General features: G+C 64.7%; 21 protein-coding genes and 1 tRNA gene. 8 read left to right on the top strand and 14 right to left on the bottom strand.

What is annotated here, in order from left to right; translation table 11 throughout:
- Window positions 1-40: 40 nt before the first annotated feature.
- The 4 genes from rpsK to mutL form a co-directional block, all read right to left on the bottom strand.
- Complete coding sequence (gene rpsK, locus HMP09_RS06165; protein ID WP_031395237.1) at window positions 41-430, bottom strand: 30S ribosomal protein S11; 390 nt, start codon at window positions 428-430, stop codon at window positions 41-43.
- Between the two features lie 84 nt (window positions 431-514).
- Window positions 515-883 (bottom strand): 30S ribosomal protein S13, encoded by a 369-nt coding sequence (gene rpsM, locus HMP09_RS06170; protein WP_056015521.1) that lies wholly within the window; start codon window positions 881-883, stop codon window positions 515-517.
- Between the two features lie 154 nt (window positions 884-1,037).
- Complete coding sequence (locus tag HMP09_RS06175; RefSeq protein ID WP_176499633.1) at window positions 1,038-1,283, bottom strand: hypothetical protein; 246 nt, start codon at window positions 1,281-1,283, stop codon at window positions 1,038-1,040.
- Window positions 1,284-1,405: 122 nt separating this feature from the next.
- Entirely contained in the window at window positions 1,406-3,208 is a 1,803-nt protein-coding gene (gene mutL, locus HMP09_RS06180; RefSeq protein WP_176499634.1) for a DNA mismatch repair endonuclease MutL, read from the bottom strand.
- Between the two features lie 151 nt (window positions 3,209-3,359).
- On the opposite strand from mutL, the gene HMP09_RS06185 reads away from it, so the two are divergent.
- The 6 genes from HMP09_RS06185 (at window position 3,360) to HMP09_RS06210 (ending at window position 9,328) form a co-directional block, all read left to right on the top strand.
- Window positions 3,360-4,403, top strand: coding sequence for a rod shape-determining protein (locus HMP09_RS06185; protein ID WP_055878614.1), 1,044 nt, complete (start codon window positions 3,360-3,362; stop codon window positions 4,401-4,403).
- A gap of 106 nt (window positions 4,404-4,509) precedes the next feature.
- Window positions 4,510-5,382: a rod shape-determining protein MreC gene (gene mreC, locus HMP09_RS06190; RefSeq protein WP_176499635.1), complete on the top strand. Its 873-nt coding sequence runs from the start codon at window positions 4,510-4,512 to the stop codon at window positions 5,380-5,382.
- A complete protein-coding gene (locus HMP09_RS06195; protein WP_232090709.1) occupies window positions 5,379-5,909 on the top strand; it encodes a rod shape-determining protein MreD in 531 nt (176 codons plus the stop codon). The genes mreC and HMP09_RS06195 overlap by 4 nt, the downstream gene beginning before the upstream one ends.
- Window positions 5,906-7,975, top strand: coding sequence for a penicillin-binding protein 2 (gene mrdA, locus HMP09_RS06200; RefSeq protein ID WP_176499636.1), 2,070 nt, complete (start codon window positions 5,906-5,908; stop codon window positions 7,973-7,975). Before HMP09_RS06195 ends, mrdA begins: the two co-directional genes overlap by 4 nt.
- A gap of 13 nt (window positions 7,976-7,988) precedes the next feature.
- Entirely contained in the window at window positions 7,989-9,095 is a 1,107-nt protein-coding gene (rodA, locus tag HMP09_RS06205; RefSeq protein WP_176499637.1) for a rod shape-determining protein RodA, read from the top strand.
- Window positions 9,096-9,252: 157 nt separating this feature from the next.
- Window positions 9,253-9,328: transfer RNA gene (locus HMP09_RS06210), tRNA-Lys, on the top strand.
- 114 nt (window positions 9,329-9,442) lie between these two features.
- On the opposite strand, the gene HMP09_RS06215 is transcribed toward HMP09_RS06210, so the two are convergent.
- The 7 genes from HMP09_RS06215 to HMP09_RS06245 form a co-directional block, all read right to left on the bottom strand.
- On the bottom strand, window positions 9,443-10,477 hold the full coding sequence (locus tag HMP09_RS06215) for a tyrosine-type recombinase/integrase (protein WP_176499638.1): 1,035 nt from the start codon (window positions 10,475-10,477) through the stop codon (window positions 9,443-9,445).
- Between the two features lie 4 nt (window positions 10,478-10,481).
- Entirely contained in the window at window positions 10,482-10,829 is a 348-nt protein-coding gene (locus HMP09_RS06220) for a MarR family winged helix-turn-helix transcriptional regulator (RefSeq protein WP_176499639.1), read from the bottom strand.
- A 150-nt stretch (window positions 10,830-10,979) separates the two neighbouring features.
- The gene (locus tag HMP09_RS06225; RefSeq protein WP_176499640.1) at window positions 10,980-11,258 is read right to left on the bottom strand and encodes a hypothetical protein; all 279 of its coding nucleotides are present in this window, start codon (window positions 11,256-11,258) and stop codon (window positions 10,980-10,982) included.
- Window positions 11,259-11,266: 8 nt separating this feature from the next.
- Window positions 11,267-11,470, bottom strand: a complete 204-nt coding sequence (locus HMP09_RS06230) for a hypothetical protein (RefSeq protein ID WP_176499641.1) — start codon at window positions 11,468-11,470, stop codon at window positions 11,267-11,269.
- A 4-nt stretch (window positions 11,471-11,474) separates the two neighbouring features.
- Window positions 11,475-12,443 carry a hypothetical protein gene (locus HMP09_RS06235; RefSeq protein ID WP_176499642.1) on the bottom strand — a complete coding sequence of 323 codons (969 nt, stop codon included), beginning with the start codon at window positions 12,441-12,443 and terminating at the stop codon, window positions 11,475-11,477.
- The gene (locus tag HMP09_RS06240) at window positions 12,443-13,000 is read right to left on the bottom strand and encodes a collagen-like protein (RefSeq protein ID WP_176499643.1); all 558 of its coding nucleotides are present in this window, start codon (window positions 12,998-13,000) and stop codon (window positions 12,443-12,445) included. Before HMP09_RS06240 ends, HMP09_RS06235 begins: the two co-directional genes overlap by 1 nt.
- Window positions 13,000-13,446: a phage adaptor protein gene (locus tag HMP09_RS06245; RefSeq protein WP_176499644.1), complete on the bottom strand. Its 447-nt coding sequence runs from the start codon at window positions 13,444-13,446 to the stop codon at window positions 13,000-13,002. Before HMP09_RS06245 ends, HMP09_RS06240 begins: the two co-directional genes overlap by 1 nt.
- Before the next feature lie 79 nt (window positions 13,447-13,525).
- On the opposite strand from HMP09_RS06245, the gene HMP09_RS06250 reads away from it, so the two are divergent.
- Window positions 13,526-14,676 (top strand): IS3 family transposase gene (locus HMP09_RS06250; protein WP_176499007.1). Its coding sequence is split into 2 segments (ribosomal slippage): window positions 13,526-13,790 and window positions 13,790-14,676, totalling 1,152 coding nucleotides; the frame shifts between segments, so codons are not numbered across the junction.
- Between the two features lie 427 nt (window positions 14,677-15,103).
- Here HMP09_RS06250 and HMP09_RS06255 read toward each other — a convergent pair.
- Both HMP09_RS06255 and HMP09_RS06260 read right to left on the bottom strand, forming a co-directional pair.
- The gene (locus tag HMP09_RS06255; RefSeq protein WP_176499645.1) at window positions 15,104-16,414 is read right to left on the bottom strand and encodes a toprim domain-containing protein; all 1,311 of its coding nucleotides are present in this window, start codon (window positions 16,412-16,414) and stop codon (window positions 15,104-15,106) included.
- A 161-nt stretch (window positions 16,415-16,575) separates the two neighbouring features.
- Window positions 16,576-17,025, bottom strand: a complete 450-nt coding sequence (locus tag HMP09_RS06260) for a hypothetical protein (RefSeq protein WP_176499646.1) — start codon at window positions 17,023-17,025, stop codon at window positions 16,576-16,578.
- 580 nt (window positions 17,026-17,605) lie between these two features.
- Between HMP09_RS06260 and HMP09_RS06265 the strand changes: the two genes are divergently transcribed.
- On the top strand, window positions 17,606-17,752 hold the full coding sequence (locus HMP09_RS06265) for a hypothetical protein (protein ID WP_176499647.1): 147 nt from the start codon (window positions 17,606-17,608) through the stop codon (window positions 17,750-17,752).
- A gap of 651 nt (window positions 17,753-18,403) precedes the next feature.
- On the opposite strand, the gene HMP09_RS06270 is transcribed toward HMP09_RS06265, so the two are convergent.
- The gene (locus HMP09_RS06270) at window positions 18,404-18,724 is read right to left on the bottom strand and encodes a hypothetical protein (protein WP_176499648.1); all 321 of its coding nucleotides are present in this window, start codon (window positions 18,722-18,724) and stop codon (window positions 18,404-18,406) included.
- Window positions 18,725-18,835 lie beyond the last annotated feature (111 nt).

Raw genomic sequence — 18,835 nt, forward strand, 5'->3', positions numbered from 1 at the left:
ACCCGTGCGGCGCGATCAACCGCGCACGGGAGGCGGAGAATCAGACGCGACGACGCTTCGAAGGGCGCACGCCGTTGTGCGGGATCGAGGTCACGTCGCGGATCGACGTGATCTGGAAACCGACTGCCTGAAGTGCGCGCAGTGCCGATTCGCGACCCGAGCCGGGGCCCTTGACCTCGACTTCGATCGTGCGGACGCCGTGCTCGGCGGCCTTCTTGCCGGCGTCTTCCGCTGCGACCTGGGCCGCGTACGGAGTCGACTTGCGCGAGCCCTTGAAGCCCATTGCGCCGGCCGACGACCACGAGATCGCGTTGCCCTGGGCATCGGTGATCGTGATCATCGTGTTGTTGAAGCTGGCATTCACGTGAGCGACGCCAGAGGTGATGTTCTTGCGCTCGCGCCGCTTAATGCGCTGAGGTTCGCGTGCCATGGTGTATTTCCTGACCTGTATCTGCGTGACGCCGGGCGGCCCGTTGGGACCAGCGCCGGCGGAGTAATCCCTTGAAAAAGTGGATTACTTCTTCTTGCCGGCAATCGGCTTGGCCTTGCCCTTGCGGGTGCGCGCATTGGTATGCGTGCGCTGGCCGCGGACCGGGAGGCCCTTGCGATGACGCAGGCCACGATAGCAGGCGAGATCCATCAGGCGCTTGATGTTCATCGAGGTCTGGCGGCGCAGATCGCCTTCGACGGTGTGATCGGCGTCGATCGTCTCGCGGATGTGCAGGACTTCCTGGTCGGTCAGGTCCTGGACGCGTGCGGTGTCGGCAATGCCGAGCTTCGCGACGATTTCCTTGGCCTTGGTCGAACCGATGCCGTGAATGTAAGTCAGCGCGATCACCACGCGCTTGTTGGTCGGGATATTAACACCCGCGATACGTGCCATGAACTTGGTTCTCCTGCTCCACGGGCGTCGGCATGGCTGCACGAAGCCCATCTCCTAGCGATGAACCGAAACGCACGATAGCGACGAACGCAAACAAGCGCCGCCGGAACCGTCGTGTCGGGGAGGGCTCAGGTAGGCGCGGGCGAACGCGCTGTCAAGCTAGCGGTTCCGCTCCGTGCGCTGGACTGTAGCGCATCTTGAGCCAACGGCGGAACGAGACGATCGTCCAAATCATCTCGACCACCCCGAACGGCCACGCGCCCTGGAGGAAACCGTAGATAGAGCCGAGCACGCACCCGAACGCGAAGCCGAGCGTCCACCAGTGCGAGCCGGCTTCCTTGGCGTAGCATAGCAAGGTGAACGAGACCGCGGCTAGACCGAATAACGAGAGAGCATCCATATCCGACCCATGCCCCGGACCGGCGCCAAAGGCCATGTCGGGCGCGCAATGCTATGTGACCGTTAATCCGTCAGGACAGCGACGCAACCCGCCCACCAACGCCACGCGTCGCCTTGCCCCCCCTACTTCCGCCCGAACAGCTTCTCGATGTCGCCGTGCGCGAGCTTCACCCAAGTCGGGCGACCGTGGTTGCATTGGCCGGAGTGCGGCGTGATTTCCATTTCGCGGAGCAGGGCGTTCATTTCGGGGACCGACAGGATGCGGCCGGCGCGGACGGAACCGTGGCAGGCCATCGTCCCGGCCACCGCGTCGAGGCGCTCCTTTAGGGAGAGAGCTTCGTCAAAGGCGGCGAGCTCGTCGGCGAGGTCGGTAACGAGGCCTTTGGGATCACTTTGGCCGAGCAGCGCCGGCGTCGCGCGGACGAGCATCGCGTGCGGGCCGAAGCGTTCGAGGTCGAGACCGAACTCCGACAGTTCTTCGGCGCGCGCTTCGAGACGGTCGCACGCGGATTCGTCGAGCTCGACGACCTCGGGGATCAGCAACGCCTGGCTCGCGATCGTCCCGCCGGTCAGCGCCGCGCGCATGCGTTCGAGGACGAGGCGTTCGTGCGCGGCGTGCTGGTCGACCAGGACGAGCCCGTCCTCGGCTTCGGCGACGATGTAGGTCTTGGCGACCTGGCCTCTGGCCACGCCCATCGGGAAGGATGCGGTTTGCGGCGGGGGCGTCCAGGCGGGCTCGGCTCTTGCCTGCGGGGGAGCGGCGAAAAACGTCGGCCGGGCGTCGTTGCCGGCGCCGTAGTGGCGGTTTTCTAGCGGTAGTCTTTGGGGCGTGCCCTCACCTTCCCATCCGCTTTGCGGACGGGCCCCTTCCCCTCCCCCGGGGGGAGATGAGCTTTCTTGCTGCCACATCGACAGCGCGAAGTCGGAGGCACGCTGGCTGCGGTGGCCTGCGGCATCGAGCGCGCGGCGGAGGCCCGAGACGATCAGGCCGCGGACCATTGCCGGATCACGGAAGCGGACTTCGGTCTTGGCGGGGTGGACGTTGACGTCGACCTGGTCGGTCGGGATGTCGAGGAACAGCGCGACGACGGCATGGCGGTCGCGCGGGAGCATCTCGGCATAGGCGCCACGGATCGCGCCCATCAGCAGGCGATCCTTCACGGGCCGGCCGTTGACGAACAGATATTGATGGTCGGCGATGCCGCGGTTGTAGGTCGGTAGGCTCGCGACGCCGCCGAGTAGGAGACCTTCGCGTTCGAGATCGATCGCTACCGAATTGTCGGCGAGCGCGCGGTCGGTGAGCGTCGCCACCCTGCCCGGCCGATCCTCGACCTGCACCGCCGAAAGCGCGCGGCGGCCGTCATGCTCCAGCGTGAAGCCGATATCGGGCCGTGCCATCGCGAGGCGACGGACGACGTCGAGGCAGGCGGCATATTCGGCGCGCGGCGAACGCAGGAACTTGCGGCGGGCGGGCACGCGCGCGAACAGGTCCTCGACCACGACGCGCGTGCCGGGCGGGAGCGCGGCGGGGCCTTCGCGCGCGACTTCGCCATTGTCGACGGTCCGCGCCCAGCCCTCCGCGCCCCGTATCCGGCTTTCGATCGTCAGCCGCGCGACGCTCGCGATCGAGGGCAACGCCTCGCCGCGAAAACCGAGCGTCACGACCGATTCGATATATTCGTCGGGCAGCTTCGAGGTGGCATGCCGTTCGAGCGCCAGCGCCATGTCGGCGGGAGTCATTCCGCAGCCGTCATCGGCGACTTCGATCCGCGACGTGCCCCCTTCCACGAGGAGAATCGCGATGCGTCCGGCGCCCGCGTCGATCGCGTTTTCGACTAACTCCTTCAACGCGCTGGCGGGTCTTTCCACCACTTCACCGGCGGCGATGCGATTGACGAGATGCTCTGGGAGACGCCGTATTGACATGAGTTTGCGTCTAGACCAAGCGACGGCATCCCGCGACCCGCAAACGCCCGCTTATTAGGCACCCGGTGCTCGAAAACACCGGCGGGGCCCGCGAGATGATGTGTGCGAAATGCCGCCCGTCCGGCGGCCAGGATTACGGGACCCTGATTGAATGGCCTTCTACTCGCGTTTCTTCAAGTTCATGTCGCACGACATGGCGATCGACCTCGGCACCGCGAACACCGTCGTCTACGTCCGTGGCCGCGGCATCGTCCTGAACGAGCCGTCGGTGGTGGCCGTCGAGACGATCAACGGGATCAAGCGCGTCAAGGCGGTCGGTGACGACGCCAAGATGATGATGGGCAAGACGCCGGGCAACATCGAGGCGATCCGCCCGCTTCGCGACGGCGTGATCGCGGACATCGACGTCGCCGAGCAGATGATCAAGTACTTCATCCAGAAGGTGCACGGGCCCCGCAAGTTCGCGCGCTGGCCCGAGATCGTGATCTGCGTGCCGTCGGGTTCGACCAAGGTCGAGCGCCGCGCGATCCGCGATGCCGCGTCGAACGCGGGTGCCTCGCAGGTCTGGCTGATCGAAGAGCCGATGGCGGCGGCGATCGGCGCCGACATGCCCGTCACCGAGCCGATCGGTTCGATGGTCGTCGATATCGGCGGCGGCACGACCGAAGTCGCGGTGCTGTCGCTTCGCGGCCTAGCCTACACGACGTCGGTCCGCGTCGGCGGCGACAAGATGGACGAGGCGATCGTCTCCTATGTCCGACGCAACCATAACCTGCTGATCGGCGAAGCGACTGCGGAGCGGATCAAGAAGGAGGTCGGCATCGCCAAGCCGCCGGTCGACGGCATCGGCATGATCATCCAGATCAAGGGCCGCGATCTCGTCAACGGCGTGCCCAAAGAGATCCAGATCAACCAGGGCCAGATCGCCGAGGCGCTCAGCGAGCCGGTCGCGACGATCGTCGAAGGCGTCCGCGTCGCGCTGGAGAACACCGCGCCCGAGCTGGCCGCAGACATCGTCGACCAAGGCATCGTGCTCACCGGCGGCGGTGCGTTGCTGCAGGGGCTCGACGAAGTGCTGCGCGACGAAACCGGGCTGCCGGTGACGGTCGCCGAGGACCCGCTGACCTGCGTCGCGCTAGGCACCGGCCGCGCGCTCGAGGATCCGTTGTTCCGCGGCGTGCTGATGAGCGGCTAACAGGTTGTTTTTGCTTTAAGACACGCGAACACGAAATCGCGCCGTCCGAGTCGCAGGGGATCTGGCCCTCGCGGTTCGGCGGCGCCCGAGACAGGGGGACAGGCGCATGGCGCCAGCCCGCGACCGGCGCACGGGGTTTTCCCGGCGACGGCAATATGGTGTGTTCATGGGCTATGTGCTCGCCGTCGCTGGAGCGGTGGTGGGCCTGGTGCTGCTCGTCGCGTCGATCTTCAATCCGCCGGCGTTTTCGGCGTTGCGGATGGGCGTTGCGGGGGTGACGACGCCGGTATCGACGGGCCTCGCGACGGTCGGGTCGTCGGTCTCGGGCATCCCCGATGCGATCGGCAATTACTTCTTCGTAAAGCAGGAGAACGTCGCGCTGCGCGCCGATCGCGAGCGGACGCGTGCGCTGCTGATGCGCGCGCGGACGATCGCCTATGACAATCGCCGCCTGCGCAGCCTGCTGGCGATCCGCGATCGGTCGCCCGATCCTGTCGTGACCGCACGCCTGGTGAGTTCGAGCGCGTCGAGCGGCCGGCGCTACGCGCTGCTCAATGCGGGCCGGTGGAGCGGCGTGCTGCCCGGCATGCCGGTGCGCGGGCCCGACGGCCTGATCGGGCGCGTCGTCGAGACCGGGCCGAACGCGGCCCGCATCCTGTTGCTCAGCGACGGCGACAGCATCGTCCCCGTCCGCCGCACGCGCGACGGCCTGCCCGCAATCGCGGCGGGGCGCGGCGACGGGATGATCGACATCCGATCGGTCAACGCGACCAACGTCCGTTTCGACGCGGGCGACCTGTTCGTGACGACCGGCACCGGCGGCATCTATGCGCCCGGCGTTCCGGTCGCGCGCGTGACCAAGGCGGGGTCGGATTCGGTGATGGCGCGGACCTTCGCCGACCCCGACACGCTCGACTTCGCGCTGGTCGAGCGGATGTTCATGCCCGTGCCGCCACCACGCCCGGTCGCGCAACAATGAGCCGCCCCCGCGTCGTCGACAGCGTCGATTACAAGCCGTTCGAGACCAAGCTGCCCGCGAGCCGCGCGCGGATCATCCCGTGGCTGACGGTGATGGCCGGATCGCTGGTGACGATCATCCCGGTGGTCGCGACGATCCCGTTGCTGCCACCATTCGGACTGGTCATGCTGCTCGCGTGGCGGCTGCTCGCGCGGTTCGCATTCCGACCCTGGGCCGCCGCACCGCTCGGCTTCTTCGACGATCTGGTCAGCGGGCAGCCGCTCGGCAGTTCGGTACTGCTTTGGTCGCTCGCGTTCGTCACGATCGACATGATCGAACAGCGCCTCGCGTTCCGCGACCATTGGCAGGACTGGCTGATCGCGAGCGGGCTTATCGCACTGTGCATCATCGTCGGCCGCTTCATCGCAGTCCCGGTCGGAGCGCATGTCGACACGATCATGATCGCGCAACTCGCCGTCACGATCCTTATGTTCCCCCTCGCCGCGCGCATTGTCGCGGCGATCCAGAACAAGCGCGGCGCCGAATGAGGAATACGCGCATCGTCACCGAGATGTCGCAGGCGTACAGCTTCTCGCGCCGGGCCTGGATGCTGGGCGCGGCGCAAGGGTCCGTCGGGCTGCTGCTCGCGGGCCGCATGGCATGGCTGTCGGTCGCGCAGAACGAGCGCTACACGGCGTTGTCCGAGAGCAACCGCGTGAACATGACTCTGCTGCCGCCACGCCGCGGCTGGATCGTCGACCGCCACGGCGTGCCGATCGCCAACAACCGCACCGATTTCCGCGTCGACATCATCCCCGACCGCCTCCGCGACAAGGAGCGCGTGCTGCCGCTGCTCGGTCGCATCCTGCAGTTGCCACCCGAAGAGATCGAGCGGATCGCGATCGACCTCGAGCACGCTGCCGGGTTCCAGCCCGTGCAGGTCGCGGAGAATCTCGATTGGGAGCGGTTCGCCGCAGTCAGCGTTCGCCTGCCCGAACTGCCCGGCGTCGCCCCCACCCGCGGCTTTGCGCGCAGTTATCCGGCAGGCGCCGCGGTCGCGCATCTGACCGGCTATGTCGGTGTGCCCAATGCCGAGCAGTATAAGAAGACGCGTGACCCGCTGCTCGTCACGCCCGGCTTCAAGCTCGGCAAGGACGGGCTCGAAAAGATGCTCGAGACCGAGTTGCGCGGCGTCGCGGGCGCCAAGCGCGTCGAGGTCACCGCGCGCGGCAAGCTGGTCGCCGAACTCGCGACCAAGCCCGACGTGCCCGGCAAGACCGCGCGGCTGACGATCGACGTCGGGCTGCAGGAGTATGCCGCGCGGCGGCTCGGCACCAATTCGGGCTCGGTCGTGGTGCTCGACTGTCGCACCGGCGAGATGCTCGCGATGGTGTCGATGCCGGCCTATGATCCGAACAGCTTTTCGGACGGGATCAGCCATCTCGAATGGCAGATGCTCAGCGACGACGATCACGTGCCGCTGATGAACAAGGTGACGCAGGGGCTGTATCCGCCGGGCTCGACGGTCAAGCCGATGAACGGGCTCGCGCTGATGAACGCAGGCGTCGATCCGCTGGCGCGCGTCAATTGTTCGGGGGCGATGCGGCTCGGGACCAGCGTGTTCCACTGCCACAAGAAAAGCGGTCACGGCCCGCTCGATCTCAAGAACGCGATCATGCAGAGCTGCGACATCTATTTCTACGAGATGGCGCGGCGGGTCGGCTACAACGCGATCGCGCCGGTCGCGCGCGTGCTGGGGCTCGGGCAGAAGTTCGACCTGCCCTTCTCGACGCAGCGCTACGGCACGGTGCCCGATCCGGCGTGGAAGCTGAAGAAATACAAGCACGACTGGACCGTCGCGGATTCGCTGAACGCGTCGATCGGCCAGGGCTATGTGCTCGCCAATCCGTTGCAGCTGGCGGTGATGGCCGCGCGCCTCGCGTCGGGCCGCGCGTTGCAACCGAGCATCCTCGCCGACCATGTCCACCGCGACTCCCCTGCCCTCGCGATCGATTCCGAGCATCTCGCGCGCGTCCGCGATGCGATGTTCGGCGTGATCAACCAGGGCGGCACCGGCGGCGCGGCCAGACTACTGATCCCCGGCGTCGCGATCGCAGGCAAGACCGGCACCGCGCAGGTCCGCCGCATCACCATGGCGGAGCGGCGTTCGGGCGTGCTCAAGAACGGCCAGTTGCCGTTCAAGATGCGCGACCATGCGCTGTTCATCGGTTTCGCCCCCGCCGACAATCCGCGTTATGCGCTCGCGGTGGTGCTCGAGCATAACGGCCATACCGTCCGCAATCTCGACACGCCGATGATCGGCCGCGACATCATGACCTATATGCTCGACCGCGAGCGCGCGCTGAAATCGCTCGCCGAGGTCGAACCGACCTGGGGCGGCGACATCCGGACGCGGATGGCCGCGACCGCGGACGCCTATCGCAAGGCGCAATCCGCGCCGCCCGCGGCGATCGCCACCAAGACCGACGCGATCGTGCCCAGCGACGCGCCAGCGGTCGAGAACGCCACCGACATGGCCAACGCGACGCAGGAAGCCCTGACGGCGCCCGGCGCCACCGTCGCCGAGGATGATTCAAGGGACCGCCAGCCGTGACCGAGCGCAGCCGATGAACCGTATCGTCCCCGAACCGCTCGCCAAGCTGCCGTGGATGGTGATCCTGCTGGTCATCGCGATCGGCTGCTTCGGGCAGGTCGTGCTCTATTCCTCGGCGGGTGGATCGCTGCACCCCTGGGCGCTGTCGCAGGGCATCCGCTTCTTCGTGCTGCTCGCGGGCGCGATCGGGCTGTCGTACATCCCCGAGCGGGCCTGGAAGGCAGCCGCGCTGCCCGCCTACACGCTCATCGTGCTGTCGCTGATCGCGGTCGAGGTTCTCGGCAAGGTTTCGGGCGGCTCGCAGCGCTGGCTCGATCTCGGGTTCATCCGGTTGCAGCCCTCCGAGTTCATGAAGCCCGCGATCGTGCTGGCAGTCGCGAAATTCTACGACATGCTCCCGCCCGGCGAGACGCGGCGGTTCGGCGGCGTCTGGCCCGCGGCGCTGCTGATCGGCGTACCCGCGGCGATCGTGATGAAACAGCCCGATCTCGGCACCGCGCTGATGATCTGCTCGGGCGGCGCAACGGTCATGTTCCTTGCCGGCGTGCCGTTGCGACTGTTCGTGGGCGGCGCGATCGCCGCGGCGGTGGCGATCCCGCTGGCGATCAACTTCGCGCTCCACGACTACCAGCGCAACCGGATCCTGATCTTCCTCGATCCCGAGAGCGATCCGCTCGGCACCGGCTATCACATCAGCCAGTCAAAGATCGCGATCGGCTCGGGCGGTATCTGGGGCAAGGGCTTCCTCCAGGGCACGCAGAGCCATCTCGACTATCTGCCCGAGGGTCATACCGACTTCGTCTTCGCGACGATGGCGGAGGAATGGGGGCTGGTCGGCGGCTGCCTGCTGATCCTCGCCTTCCTGCTGGTGATCCGCTGGGGCATCGAGGTCGGCCAGCGCGCACAGACGCGCTTCGGCCGGCTGACCGCTGCGGGCCTGGCGACGACGATCTTCTTCTACGTCGCGATCAACCTGATGATGGTGATGGGCCTCGCCCCGGTCGTCGGCATCCCGCTGCCGCTGGTCAGCTTCGGCAGCTCGGCGCAGATGACCGTGCTGCTGTGTCTGGGCATCCTGATGTCGATCGATCGCCAGAACCACAAGACGGTCGGCTGGTAAGCCCAAAATCTGGGCTAATCGGCAAAAAGACGGCGTTTTTGACGAAAACGGACTCGGATCGACGAAAAGGGGGTTGCGGCCTCAGATGAGTCTGCTAACAGCGCGCCTCCAGCAGCGGGGCGCCACACCAGGGCGCCACTAAGAACCGCCCCGGAATGGACGCATAGCTCAGTTGGTAGAGCAGCTGACTCTTAATCAGCGGGTCCTTGGTTCGAGCCCAAGTGCGTCCACCACATCTCACGGAAAACTGCCATTTTCTGGCACCCCCGGAGGCCCCTAAAGTTGCGATATACCCCACCCCAGGGGGACGCTGGGGGGACGTTAGAAACGGCGGTTTTCGGCCAGTTTTAGTCGTCGTCGGCTAGGTACTTCCCCCTCTTCGCCAGGGCGGCTTGGAGGTTTTTCGGCTTCACATGCGCGTACCGTTGGGTCGTTTCGAGCCGAGCGTGGCCGAGCCACTCCTTGATGACCAGGATGTCTACGCCTGCATCCACGAGGCGCGTCGCGCACGTATGGCGGCAGATGTGGAACACGAAGTCCTCGTCGCCCTCCAGGCCCATGCGGAGCGCCATGCGATCCCACCAGGAGCGCAATCCCCGCTTCGACGGCATGGAACCGTCCACGATGAGGGACCGGAGCATCTCAGTCGTCTCAGGGGCCATCGGCACCGTGCGGGGCGCGTTGGTCTTCGTCTTCCAGAGGTGCAGGCGGTCGCCGTTGATCTGGTCGATCTTGACGGTCATCAGCTCCCCACGGCGGCACCCGGTCTCGATCGCCACCTTGATGAGCTTCCACATGCCCTCCTGGCCCTTGCCGAGCAGGTAGGCCTTCATCTCGCGCTCTTCCTTCTGGGTCACCCAGCGGATGCGACCGGGGACCTTGGCACGCCATGAGAACTTGATGCCCATGAAGGCTGGGCGGCTCATGTACTCGCGGTCCGTAGCCCACTCCAGGAACGAGCGGAGGTGCGAGAGGTAGCGGTTGACCGAGGAGTCCTGGAGGCCCCGCTTCGACAGCTCGTCGGCCACCTTGTCGATGTCCACCGTCTTGATCGTGTCGAGGCCTACCGCGTTGCCCAGGATGAGTCCCATCTCGCGCATGTGGGCCCAGGCGGTGTCCTCTTGGACCTGACCGCGCCAGAGAGCCCCCGAGGCCGTCTTGGTGACCGAAGCGATGCTGTGGGTCGGAGCGACCGGGAGAACGAGAACGGCGCTGTCTGCCCCCTCCCCGCGCCCCCAGGCGGCCTTGACTGCCTTCTCGTCGTTCTGGGCCTGTAGGAGCGTGTCGTGACGCTTGCGGTAGCGGAGGCCCCGCCCCTGTTGCAGTTCAACCCGGAAGCGCCCTGTGAGCACTCCGGCCTTCTTTTCGGCATAGATCGGCATGAGCCTAGTCCTCCATAATGTCTGCGAGTGTATTTCTGAAGAGTTTGCCCCGAGGTGTGAGGGTGTAGACGACGGATCGAAGGTTGGTCGGGTCCACCGTCCGCAGGAGGAGCCCGTAGCCCGGAGCGCCCGTACGGAGCGTTTCCGACAAATCGAGTAGATGCCGAGACATCGTTGACTTGCTGGCCCCCGTCAGGTCCGCGAGTTCCACCACGCCCTTCCCTTGGTTCATGCAGACCTTCACGAACGTGTGGGCGATCTGCACCGGGATGGTGTCGTCGATGCTAGAACGGATTGCGGTCAGGAAGCGGTCTGAGCGGCGTAAGCCTTTGGTCATCTTGTCGTCGGTCATGGAGATATTCCTCTAACGGGACTTACGCTCCACATCCCGCTAAACTCCGCAAGTGTGGAATGTCAACAGGTATGGAGCGTATCAGGTAGGGTCAACGAGAACGAAAAAAGAACCCGCAAATAAATGCAGGCTCTTTTGGGGCAAGATAGGTTAGCCAAACAGCTTCGAAAAGTGGTCAGCGATGAACGGGATGATAGCCAAGGCCGCCGCACCTACAGCAGCTAGGGTCGCAGTGCGAACCTTAGCCGAAGCGATGTCAGCGGTATTGGTCGTCACCTGGGCGTCCAATGTCGCGATCTGCGTCGTGTGGAAAGCGAAGGTTTTGTCGATCGCCGCGTGGGCCTCGTTGTGGCCGTCGAGTTTTGTCTCGATACGCACCATTCGGTCCCGAAGGTCCAAGATGTGCGGGAAGGTGATGGGGTCGTCCATTGGGGCCTTTAGGAGGGCATGATGAGTTCGCGGCGCCGAGCGGCGGTAGCGATGGTGAGGGGCGGCCCCTCGATGATGTACTGGCGCACCTTGGCCACCGAGAGGAGCCACGGGGACCCCTCGACCACACTGTGGCGGGCCTTGTAGACCACGATGATCCCAGGGGGCCCTTCGACTGCGAACTGGCGTGCCTTGGGGACTTTGAGCGCCATGCGGTTACTCCGTCGCGGTCAGCCCGAAGGGCACGTTGATGTTGCCGACGCCATCCCAAGCGAGACCCGTCGAGGGGTCGCGGTCGAACACGGTGACAGCGCCAGCGTACCCTGGGCCGACATTGAAGTTGAAGGGAGCCGAGTAGACGGAACCGCCGATGCTCAGGGTCGCCTTCGCGTTCCTCGGGACAGCGCCACCATCGTTGCGGATGCGGGCTGCAACGGAGACCGCCTTGACGACGTTGCCGGTAGGCGTGGGCGACAGGGCGTTCGCATTGAACAGGATGGTGGCGCCGGTCGTGGACGTGTTGATCGCGTCCGCATCTTTGTTCGTCCCCTCGTCTACGTCCCGGTAGCTACCCGTCCAGCCCGCGTTCGATGCGTCGGCATTGGGGACCCGAAGGCGCACCGTGTGACCGATCGTGTTGTAGGTGGCGATGATCGCGCCGGAGTACCGAGTGTACCGCGAGGCGTTGCCGTCGATTGCCGACTGGAGCCGGATGCGGTTGATGCCTGCAAGCTGGCTCGTGTCCAACCCTGCCTGCTCCACAACCGTCACCCCGTTCACGCAGAAGGACAGCCGACCAGCCGAAGGGTGGGCCACGACGCGGATGTCGTAACGATAAGGGGCGCCAGTCGCGACGATGTCGCCAATCGGGACCCATGCGCCGTTCCGCTTGATGTTCAGCCGAACCTTGTCCTGGCCCTCCCCGTTGATCTGAACGACCTCGGCGTCTGCCTCGTTGAACATGATGACGCCATTGCGACCCCCAGCTCCGGTGTTGTCGACTTCGACATGGAACCAGAACGAGTTGAGGGCCACGCGGTCACCCGATGCAGGATCACGGGGGATGCAGTCCGCGAAGAAGGGCTGTTGACTGCCCTCGAAGGACACAGCGCCCTCGCTGTCCCCTGCGCCTGCGGGTGACGTGACGTAGCTCTCGACGCCTCCGCCGATAAAATAGGTGGCCATTACAGCTCTCCGGTAAATGTGATGCGGACCCGACCGATCGCGACGTCGGGCTCCTCAGGGGCCGTGAGGGACACGACGTCGCCAGGGACCAGCGGGATCGCGTTGGGGCTGCTCGTGGCAAGCGTCGCCACGCCGGTATCGAGAACTGTCATGGTGCCGACCGTAAGGCCGTTGAGGCCCACGGTAGCGACCCATAGGCCCTCCGGGGGCGCACCGCAGCTTGCGACCGACCCAGCGAACTGAGCGCCCATCGTGCAGGCGGTGGCGACGACGTGGTCGAGGAGGATTTCGGAAGGCTGGATGCCGTCGATGGCGTAGGTGCCGAAGCGATAGGCCGCGTTCTTGCCATCAGTGCCGTCGATGCCAGCAGTGCCGTCGATGCCGTTGGTTGCCGGGGGGCCGGTCTCGCCGCGCTCTCCTTGGTCACCGCGCTCTCCTTGGTCACCGCGTGGGCCGACGTCGCCCTGCTTTCCGGTGTCGCCCGTGTCGCCCTTGGGCCCGCGCAGGTCGCCGGTCTCGTCGTCACCGTAGAAGCTGGTGCTCGTGAAGTCGTTCATTAGTAGTCGCCTCGGCCGCTGACGCGGCCCATGTTGGTTTTGCCCGACCACTTCTCGCTAAGGTCTTGGGACAGGATAGCCTCAACGAGGCTGTCGGACTTCGACTGGAACGAGAGGACGTACTGGTCTTCCATCTGGAAGTAGTTCGCCGCCAGGGCCGCTGCTGCGTACACCACGGCGCTGAAGCCCGACTGGGACCAGACGTTCTCGTCTTCGTCCGTGAGGAGCGGCAGGGTCTCGGCGTAGTAGTGGAGGAACACCGTGGTGCCCGGTGCCGGATACGGCTTAATCATCCAGGACTTGCCGGTCTTGATGAACACTTCGGGGCGCCCGGTGGGACACTGGGAGAAGAAGTCGTCCTTGGAGACCAGCCGGAGCGTGCCGTCAGTCGTGAAGATGTCGATCGTCTCAAGGTACTGCGAAGGGATCGTCAGCGAGTTCCGCACGCCGTCCCAGTCGGAAAGCTCCAGAAGTGGACTTGCTTCAGAAAAGTGGAGAGTTTTCCTGAGATGAAAGGTGAACTCGATGACGAAGCAGCGACGATTTACGAAGGAATTCGAGGACGAGGCGGTCCGGCTGGTGGCGACCAGCGGGCGTACGCAGCGTGCGGTGGCGGAGGATCTGGGCGTTGGCCTGTCTACGCTGGTACGCTGGATCGGCCGTCGTCGTGATCGATTGATGGAGATGCCCGGCGAGGCGCCGCAGGCAGATATGGCTGCCGAGTTGAAGCACCTTCGGCGGGAGAACGAGATCCTCCGACAAGAGCGCGACATACTGAAGCGGGCGACCGCTTTTTTCGCCCGGGAGGGAAGTCGATGAGGTTCGCGCTCGTCGATCAGGCGAAGAAGGATTTCCCCGTACACCGCCTTTGCCAAGTGCTCGGCATCAGCCCGAGCGGCTATTTCGCGTGGAAAGATCGACCTGCCAGTCGGCGTCAACGCGACGATATGGTGATGCTGGCGCATGTCCGTTCTGCGTTCGCGCTGTCGAACGGCACCTATGGCAGCCCGCGTATGACACGCGAGTTGCAGGATGATGGCTTCGCCATCGGACGCAGGCGCACGGCGCGACTGATGCGTGAGAACGGCCTACGGGGCCGGCAGAAACGCCGGTTCAAACGAACGACCGACAGCGAGCACAGCTGGCCGATCGCACCGAATATCATCGACCAGGATTTTACTGCAACGGCACCCAACCAGAAGTGGGGCGTGGACATCTCGTATGTCTGGACGCGGGAGGGATGGCTCTATCTGGCCGTGGTCATCGACCTCTTCTCCCGACGTGTGATCGGTTGGGCCGTCGGCGACCGGCTGCACCGTGATCTGGCGCTCGCCGCGCTGCGCAAGGCCCTCGTCATGCGGCGTCCGCCTGAAGGGCTCATCCATCACTCGGACCGCGGCAGTCAATATTGTTCGGTGGATTACCAGGCCGAGCTGCGCCGCCACGGCATCCGTATCTCCATGTCGGGAAAGGGAAATTGCTACGATAATGCGATGGTCGAGACGTTCTTCAAGACGATCAAATCCGAGCTCGTCTGGCGCACCGTCTTCTATACCCGCGACGAAGCCGCACAGGCCATTGCCCGCTATATCGACGGCTTCTACAACCCCGTCCGGCGCCACTCCGCGCTCGACTACATCAGCCCCGCCCAGTTCGAACGAACTGCGTCACGCTGAGCAAATGCCTCTCCACTTTATCGGGGCAAGTCCACCGTGCTCCAGATGCTCAGGGCAATCTGGGTTACTGCGGCGAGGCACCAGTAGACCCGAGACGGCGCGTAGGTGACGCCGTCCTTGGTCGTGAGCAGGTCTGAGACGAACGCCCGAGCCTTACGGAACCGGCGGCAGGCCATCAGTTCAGGAGGGCTGCAGCCGGAGCGCCCGAGGGCGGGGTCACCGCGGGGAGCGTTGCCGACGTGACAGGCGCCGGAGCTTGGTGATCTGGTCGGTCAGATTACGGACGCGACAAAGCAGCTCCGCGCACTCATCGTGCGAGAGGGTGTTGGGCATTGGTGTTCCTGGAGCGTCTCGCTGGACGCTGTGGTGGTTGGGTTAGATGTCGAGGTTCGTGCGGGGCTGGAACCCGGTCGGGGGCGCGGCGCCTTCAGGCTCCACGGGGAACTCGCACTCTTCGAGCTGGCCGGTGTCGGTCTGGTACTTGAAGCACATGGAGTTGCCCCCTGGCCTTGGTGTCTCCTGCGATCAGGGCCTCGCGGGCGTCGTTGTAGCCGGGGACTTCGCCCCAGAACGCCTTACCGGGCGGGAGGAGCGCGGCGGCCCGTTTGACCCACTCGCGGCCCGTGTCGTCGGCGTCGAATACCAGCACGATCTTGTCGAACTGGTCGAGCCACTCGTACCATTCCTTGATAGTCTCCTCGGAGCCCTTCGCGCCGTTGGGGAGCGATACGGTCGCGTACTTGCCGCCAGTGACCTGGAAGTAGGCAGCGGCGTCGCCCTCCCCTTCCCAGATGACGATGGACCGGCGATCGGTGCCTTGGGTCCATTTGTGCATCAGGTACAGCGGGGCGACCTGGGAGCCCTTGGCGTTGAGGCCCACGAGCAGCTCGTCCGCTTCGCCCGACTTGATCGCCTCCTTGATGAGCTTCTGGTGCTCGCGGCTGAAGGTCTTCACCAGCGGGACCGTGCGGGACAGGTTGGGCGAGAGGTACGCGCCGCTGTCGAAGCGCTCCCAGGCGCGGGGCTTGGTCACCATCGGCTTGAGGACCGGCTGGAGCCATGCGGCCCTCTCGGCCATCGTGGCCAGGACGCCCAGCGCCTCGTCGGTCAGGACGATCACGGGAACGGTGCCGCGGTAGTCCTTGATGACGCCGCGCTCGAAGAGGGGCGAGACCGCGGTCAGGACGCAGTTGATGATGACCGAGCCGACGATCACCTGGGTCCGCGAGGTCCAGTTCAGGGCGACCTCCAGGTCCGCGGTGAGGTGCTCGTGGCGCGAGCGGTTCACTGACTCCTTGGCCTCACCCTCGGCCAGCCGGAGGAAGCGCTTGGCCGCCTTCGGGTCCTTCTCCTGGATCGCCAGGGCTTCGCACTCCACCTCGACCAGACGGCCCACGGAGGCAGCGAGGCTGGTGAGCGGCAGGTCCTTGGCGGCGCCCATGAACGTCTTGGACAGGGCGCCGTATGCGATCACGTCGGGATCGACTTCCTTGAGGGGCGCGAGGGCGGCGCTGGGGCGGCCCTTCTGCCCGCTGGCGGTGGCGACCCAGGCCTTGATGGCTTCGGCCACCAACGGGATAGCGCCCCGGATCATCTGCTGAACGTCAGCGCGGCGATCGAATCCTTCGCGCAGCGCCTTGGCGTTCTGGCCTTCGAGGTACTTCGAGTACCCGGCGAAAGCGCCTTCTTCCTCACGGGCCTGCTGGAGCGCGAGGGTGTCGAGGGTCTGGATGGTCATGGCTAATGTTCCTCGATTGTTGCACTTGTGTTCTGTCCGCATAACTAGACGGTCCCGTTCTGTGGATCAATAGGCTGTCGAACAGCGCCACCAAAAACGGGATGAGTTGAGTCCCCCTCTACCGGACCAAGTGCGCCCTTTTCAGCGCCTTGCGGGAGGGGTCAGCACAAATAGCGAATGTGCCACATTATCCGTGGGTTGGGACCGTCCACGTTCGCGGACAGTCCCCGATAGGCGCCATTGGTTCGAGCCCAAGTGCGTCCACCATCCACCTTGAAGATAAACGATTTCTCGGTGCCCGAGCATCGTTCTGCCGACATGTTCCGACACGGTCTTCCGACAAAATTGGATTTATCTCCGCTCGGCATAGGTAGCCGGTTGGTGGACTCATCCTTCTGGTACAGCTTGTCCGCGACCGTTGCGTCGACCTTGGACGCCATGCGCTTACCGAGCTGCGGCTGGCCGGCCTTCGCCTCGAACGCGACCGGCATGTCCATGAGGGGCTTGTTGTCCTTACGGGTCTTCGCCTTGTTTTTGGTGAAGCGCCCCTGCTCGCGGTACCGCTGGAAGAGCCAGGCGACGCTGCCCTCGGCGATACGCCCCTGCCCCAACTCGCCGGTCCGCCACTCGCGCAGCGCCTAGTTCAGCGCGGCGCCCCTCGCGTGTACCTCGCCAGGTCGCTGCCGAGCGCTGTCGAGATCACCGGGCACGCTTGGCCATGACGCACGGCAGACGTCAGCTTACCGTTCTTCGAATCCTTCGTCGGTCGCGCCCAGGCTGAGAGCTCGAAATAGTAGCGGGCCTTGTCGGCAATGAGCCTTATCGGCCGGACGTATGAGGACAGTCGCGCGAACGCCATCCGTCGAACTCGATCGCGCCATCCTCCGCAGCGGCGAACAGGCTCCGGACCGCAGCGTCCAAGGATAAGCGGGCGGCAATCGCCGCACCGCGAGGGCCGCACTTGCAGAAGCGAACGGTACCGCGGCGTTCCTATTCCACGCAACTGCGCTTTAGCCACGTCGGTGTAAGCGAGCGCCATCTCGCGGGCCATAGCTACCGGCCAGTCAGCCGGCCGCTTGAGTGCCGGGCCCATCAGTGGATGCTCCCGAAGGTTGTCGTTAGATAGGATGGCGGCCCGAAACCGGCACACGGCCGTCGCGCGTTCGAACTGTTGCACCAGAGGAGGGGATCATGACTGACGGCAAGCAAACCGCCCCGAGCACAGCTAACTTTAAGGATACCGCGAAAATGAGCGCCGACGCTGGCATCGCGGACGAAAGCGCTGCGTACGAGCAGGCGATCGAAGGTGACGACGACAAGGTTGCCGAGGGTCAATAGAAGTCGACAGACGACGGCGGCGGCACGAGCAAGACCGACTAAACGATGACCTGATGTCGCGGTGGGCGGAACAAACCCGGTGCCGCGACACTCCAGCGCTACTGGATTCCATACCAACGACGCGTCCAGATCGGACCGACACTGCCGCATATTAATCTGATCTACCGCAATAGGCGGTACAGCCACGGTCTCAGGGGGATGGAAATCGATGGATTGTCCGTGGATAGAACAGGCGACGTTGCGACGCCCCCCCGCCCTTCATCCAGCGGCAACCAGAGAGCGACCGGTGTTGTTCCGCAGGACCGCGGATGAAGCAACGGACAGGTTTAGATGCCGCCGTTGCTCTCCGAATCGAACCGCGAATGCCTGTGCCGTACCCATTTCAAGAGCTTCTCCGTCGACTATTATTGTCACAAAAAGTCTATGTTCGGCAAGCGGCACGACGTCTAGCCACGACCCGGTAACGAGGCCAATCGTCGATTGGAATGACTTCGGGCCTCGCTCTAAAAGTCAACGTTGGATGGCGGCGCTGCGTATCCCCACAACGGATCATGCAGCGCCGCACAAACACGCTATACGAAATAATCCAAAGCTTCCGCAGAGCAGGCGGTGTCCACTCTCACCAATAAAACTTTACTATTGGACCGACTTCTATCGTTCGACCGTCGACAACCACGGTAGATATCGAAGCGACGCGGCAATCACGAACGGCCAAAACCATGTTGCCGCTGCGTCGCCCAACGTATCTGGCCACTGCCACACGCCGTGGGCCGGACGGTCGATAACCTCGTTGCCGACTTCAAGGACTACCAAACTCACGAGCGGCAGGCGCGACGACAATGGCTTACGCAGCAGGATCGCCGTCAGCAGCCATAATAGTAACCCGGCATAGGTATGCGCAAACTTATCTCTGCTTGGTAGAGAGTGACCGATAAGCTTGATGATCATTTCATAGTGGCTGACGATGAACATATGCCCGCTCTGTAAAGCGGTGGTTGAACCAATCGACTAAAATAATGTTCATTTTGGATCGTCGACCCATATTATCACGGATACGCGGATGACGATGCCGCGTCACGGCGC

Source organism: Sphingomonas sp. HMP9 (genome assembly GCF_013374115.1).
In the GTDB taxonomy this organism is placed as follows: Bacteria; Pseudomonadota; Alphaproteobacteria; order Sphingomonadales; family Sphingomonadaceae; genus Sphingomonas.

Bases quoted from the DNA above. Each gene is read 5' to 3' on its own strand.
- mrdA (WP_176499636.1), top strand. From the start codon at position 5,906: ATGAGGAATACGCGCATCGTCACCGAGATGTCGCAGGCGTACAGCTTC.
- HMP09_RS06270 (WP_176499648.1), bottom strand. From the start codon at position 18,724: ATGTTCATCGTCAGCCACTATGAAATGATCATCAAGCTTATCGGTCAC.
- HMP09_RS06185 (WP_055878614.1), top strand. From the start codon at position 3,360: ATGGCCTTCTACTCGCGTTTCTTCAAGTTCATGTCGCACGACATGGCG.
- HMP09_RS06240 (WP_176499643.1), bottom strand. From the start codon at position 13,000: ATGAACGACTTCACGAGCACCAGCTTCTACGGTGACGACGAGACCGGC.
- rpsM (WP_056015521.1), bottom strand. From the start codon at position 883: ATGGCACGTATCGCGGGTGTTAATATCCCGACCAACAAGCGCGTGGTG.
- HMP09_RS06220 (WP_176499639.1), bottom strand. From the start codon at position 10,829: ATGACCGACGACAAGATGACCAAAGGCTTACGCCGCTCAGACCGCTTC.
- mutL (WP_176499634.1), bottom strand. From the start codon at position 3,208: ATGTCAATACGGCGTCTCCCAGAGCATCTCGTCAATCGCATCGCCGCC.
- HMP09_RS06225 (WP_176499640.1), bottom strand. From the start codon at position 11,258: ATGGACGACCCCATCACCTTCCCGCACATCTTGGACCTTCGGGACCGA.
- rpsK (WP_031395237.1), bottom strand. From the start codon at position 430: ATGGCACGCGAACCTCAGCGCATTAAGCGGCGCGAGCGCAAGAACATC.
- HMP09_RS06265 (WP_176499647.1), top strand. From the start codon at position 17,606: ATGACTGACGGCAAGCAAACCGCCCCGAGCACAGCTAACTTTAAGGAT.
- HMP09_RS06255 (WP_176499645.1), bottom strand. From the start codon at position 16,414: ATGACCATCCAGACCCTCGACACCCTCGCGCTCCAGCAGGCCCGTGAG.
- HMP09_RS06195 (WP_232090709.1), top strand. From the start codon at position 5,379: ATGAGCCGCCCCCGCGTCGTCGACAGCGTCGATTACAAGCCGTTCGAG.
- HMP09_RS06215 (WP_176499638.1), bottom strand. From the start codon at position 10,477: ATGCCGATCTATGCCGAAAAGAAGGCCGGAGTGCTCACAGGGCGCTTC.
- mreC (WP_176499635.1), top strand. From the start codon at position 4,510: ATGGCGCCAGCCCGCGACCGGCGCACGGGGTTTTCCCGGCGACGGCAA.
- rodA (WP_176499637.1), top strand. From the start codon at position 7,989: ATGAACCGTATCGTCCCCGAACCGCTCGCCAAGCTGCCGTGGATGGTG.
- HMP09_RS06235 (WP_176499642.1), bottom strand. From the start codon at position 12,443: ATGGCCACCTATTTTATCGGCGGAGGCGTCGAGAGCTACGTCACGTCA.
- HMP09_RS06230 (WP_176499641.1), bottom strand. From the start codon at position 11,470: ATGGCGCTCAAAGTCCCCAAGGCACGCCAGTTCGCAGTCGAAGGGCCC.
- HMP09_RS06175 (WP_176499633.1), bottom strand. From the start codon at position 1,283: ATGGATGCTCTCTCGTTATTCGGTCTAGCCGCGGTCTCGTTCACCTTG.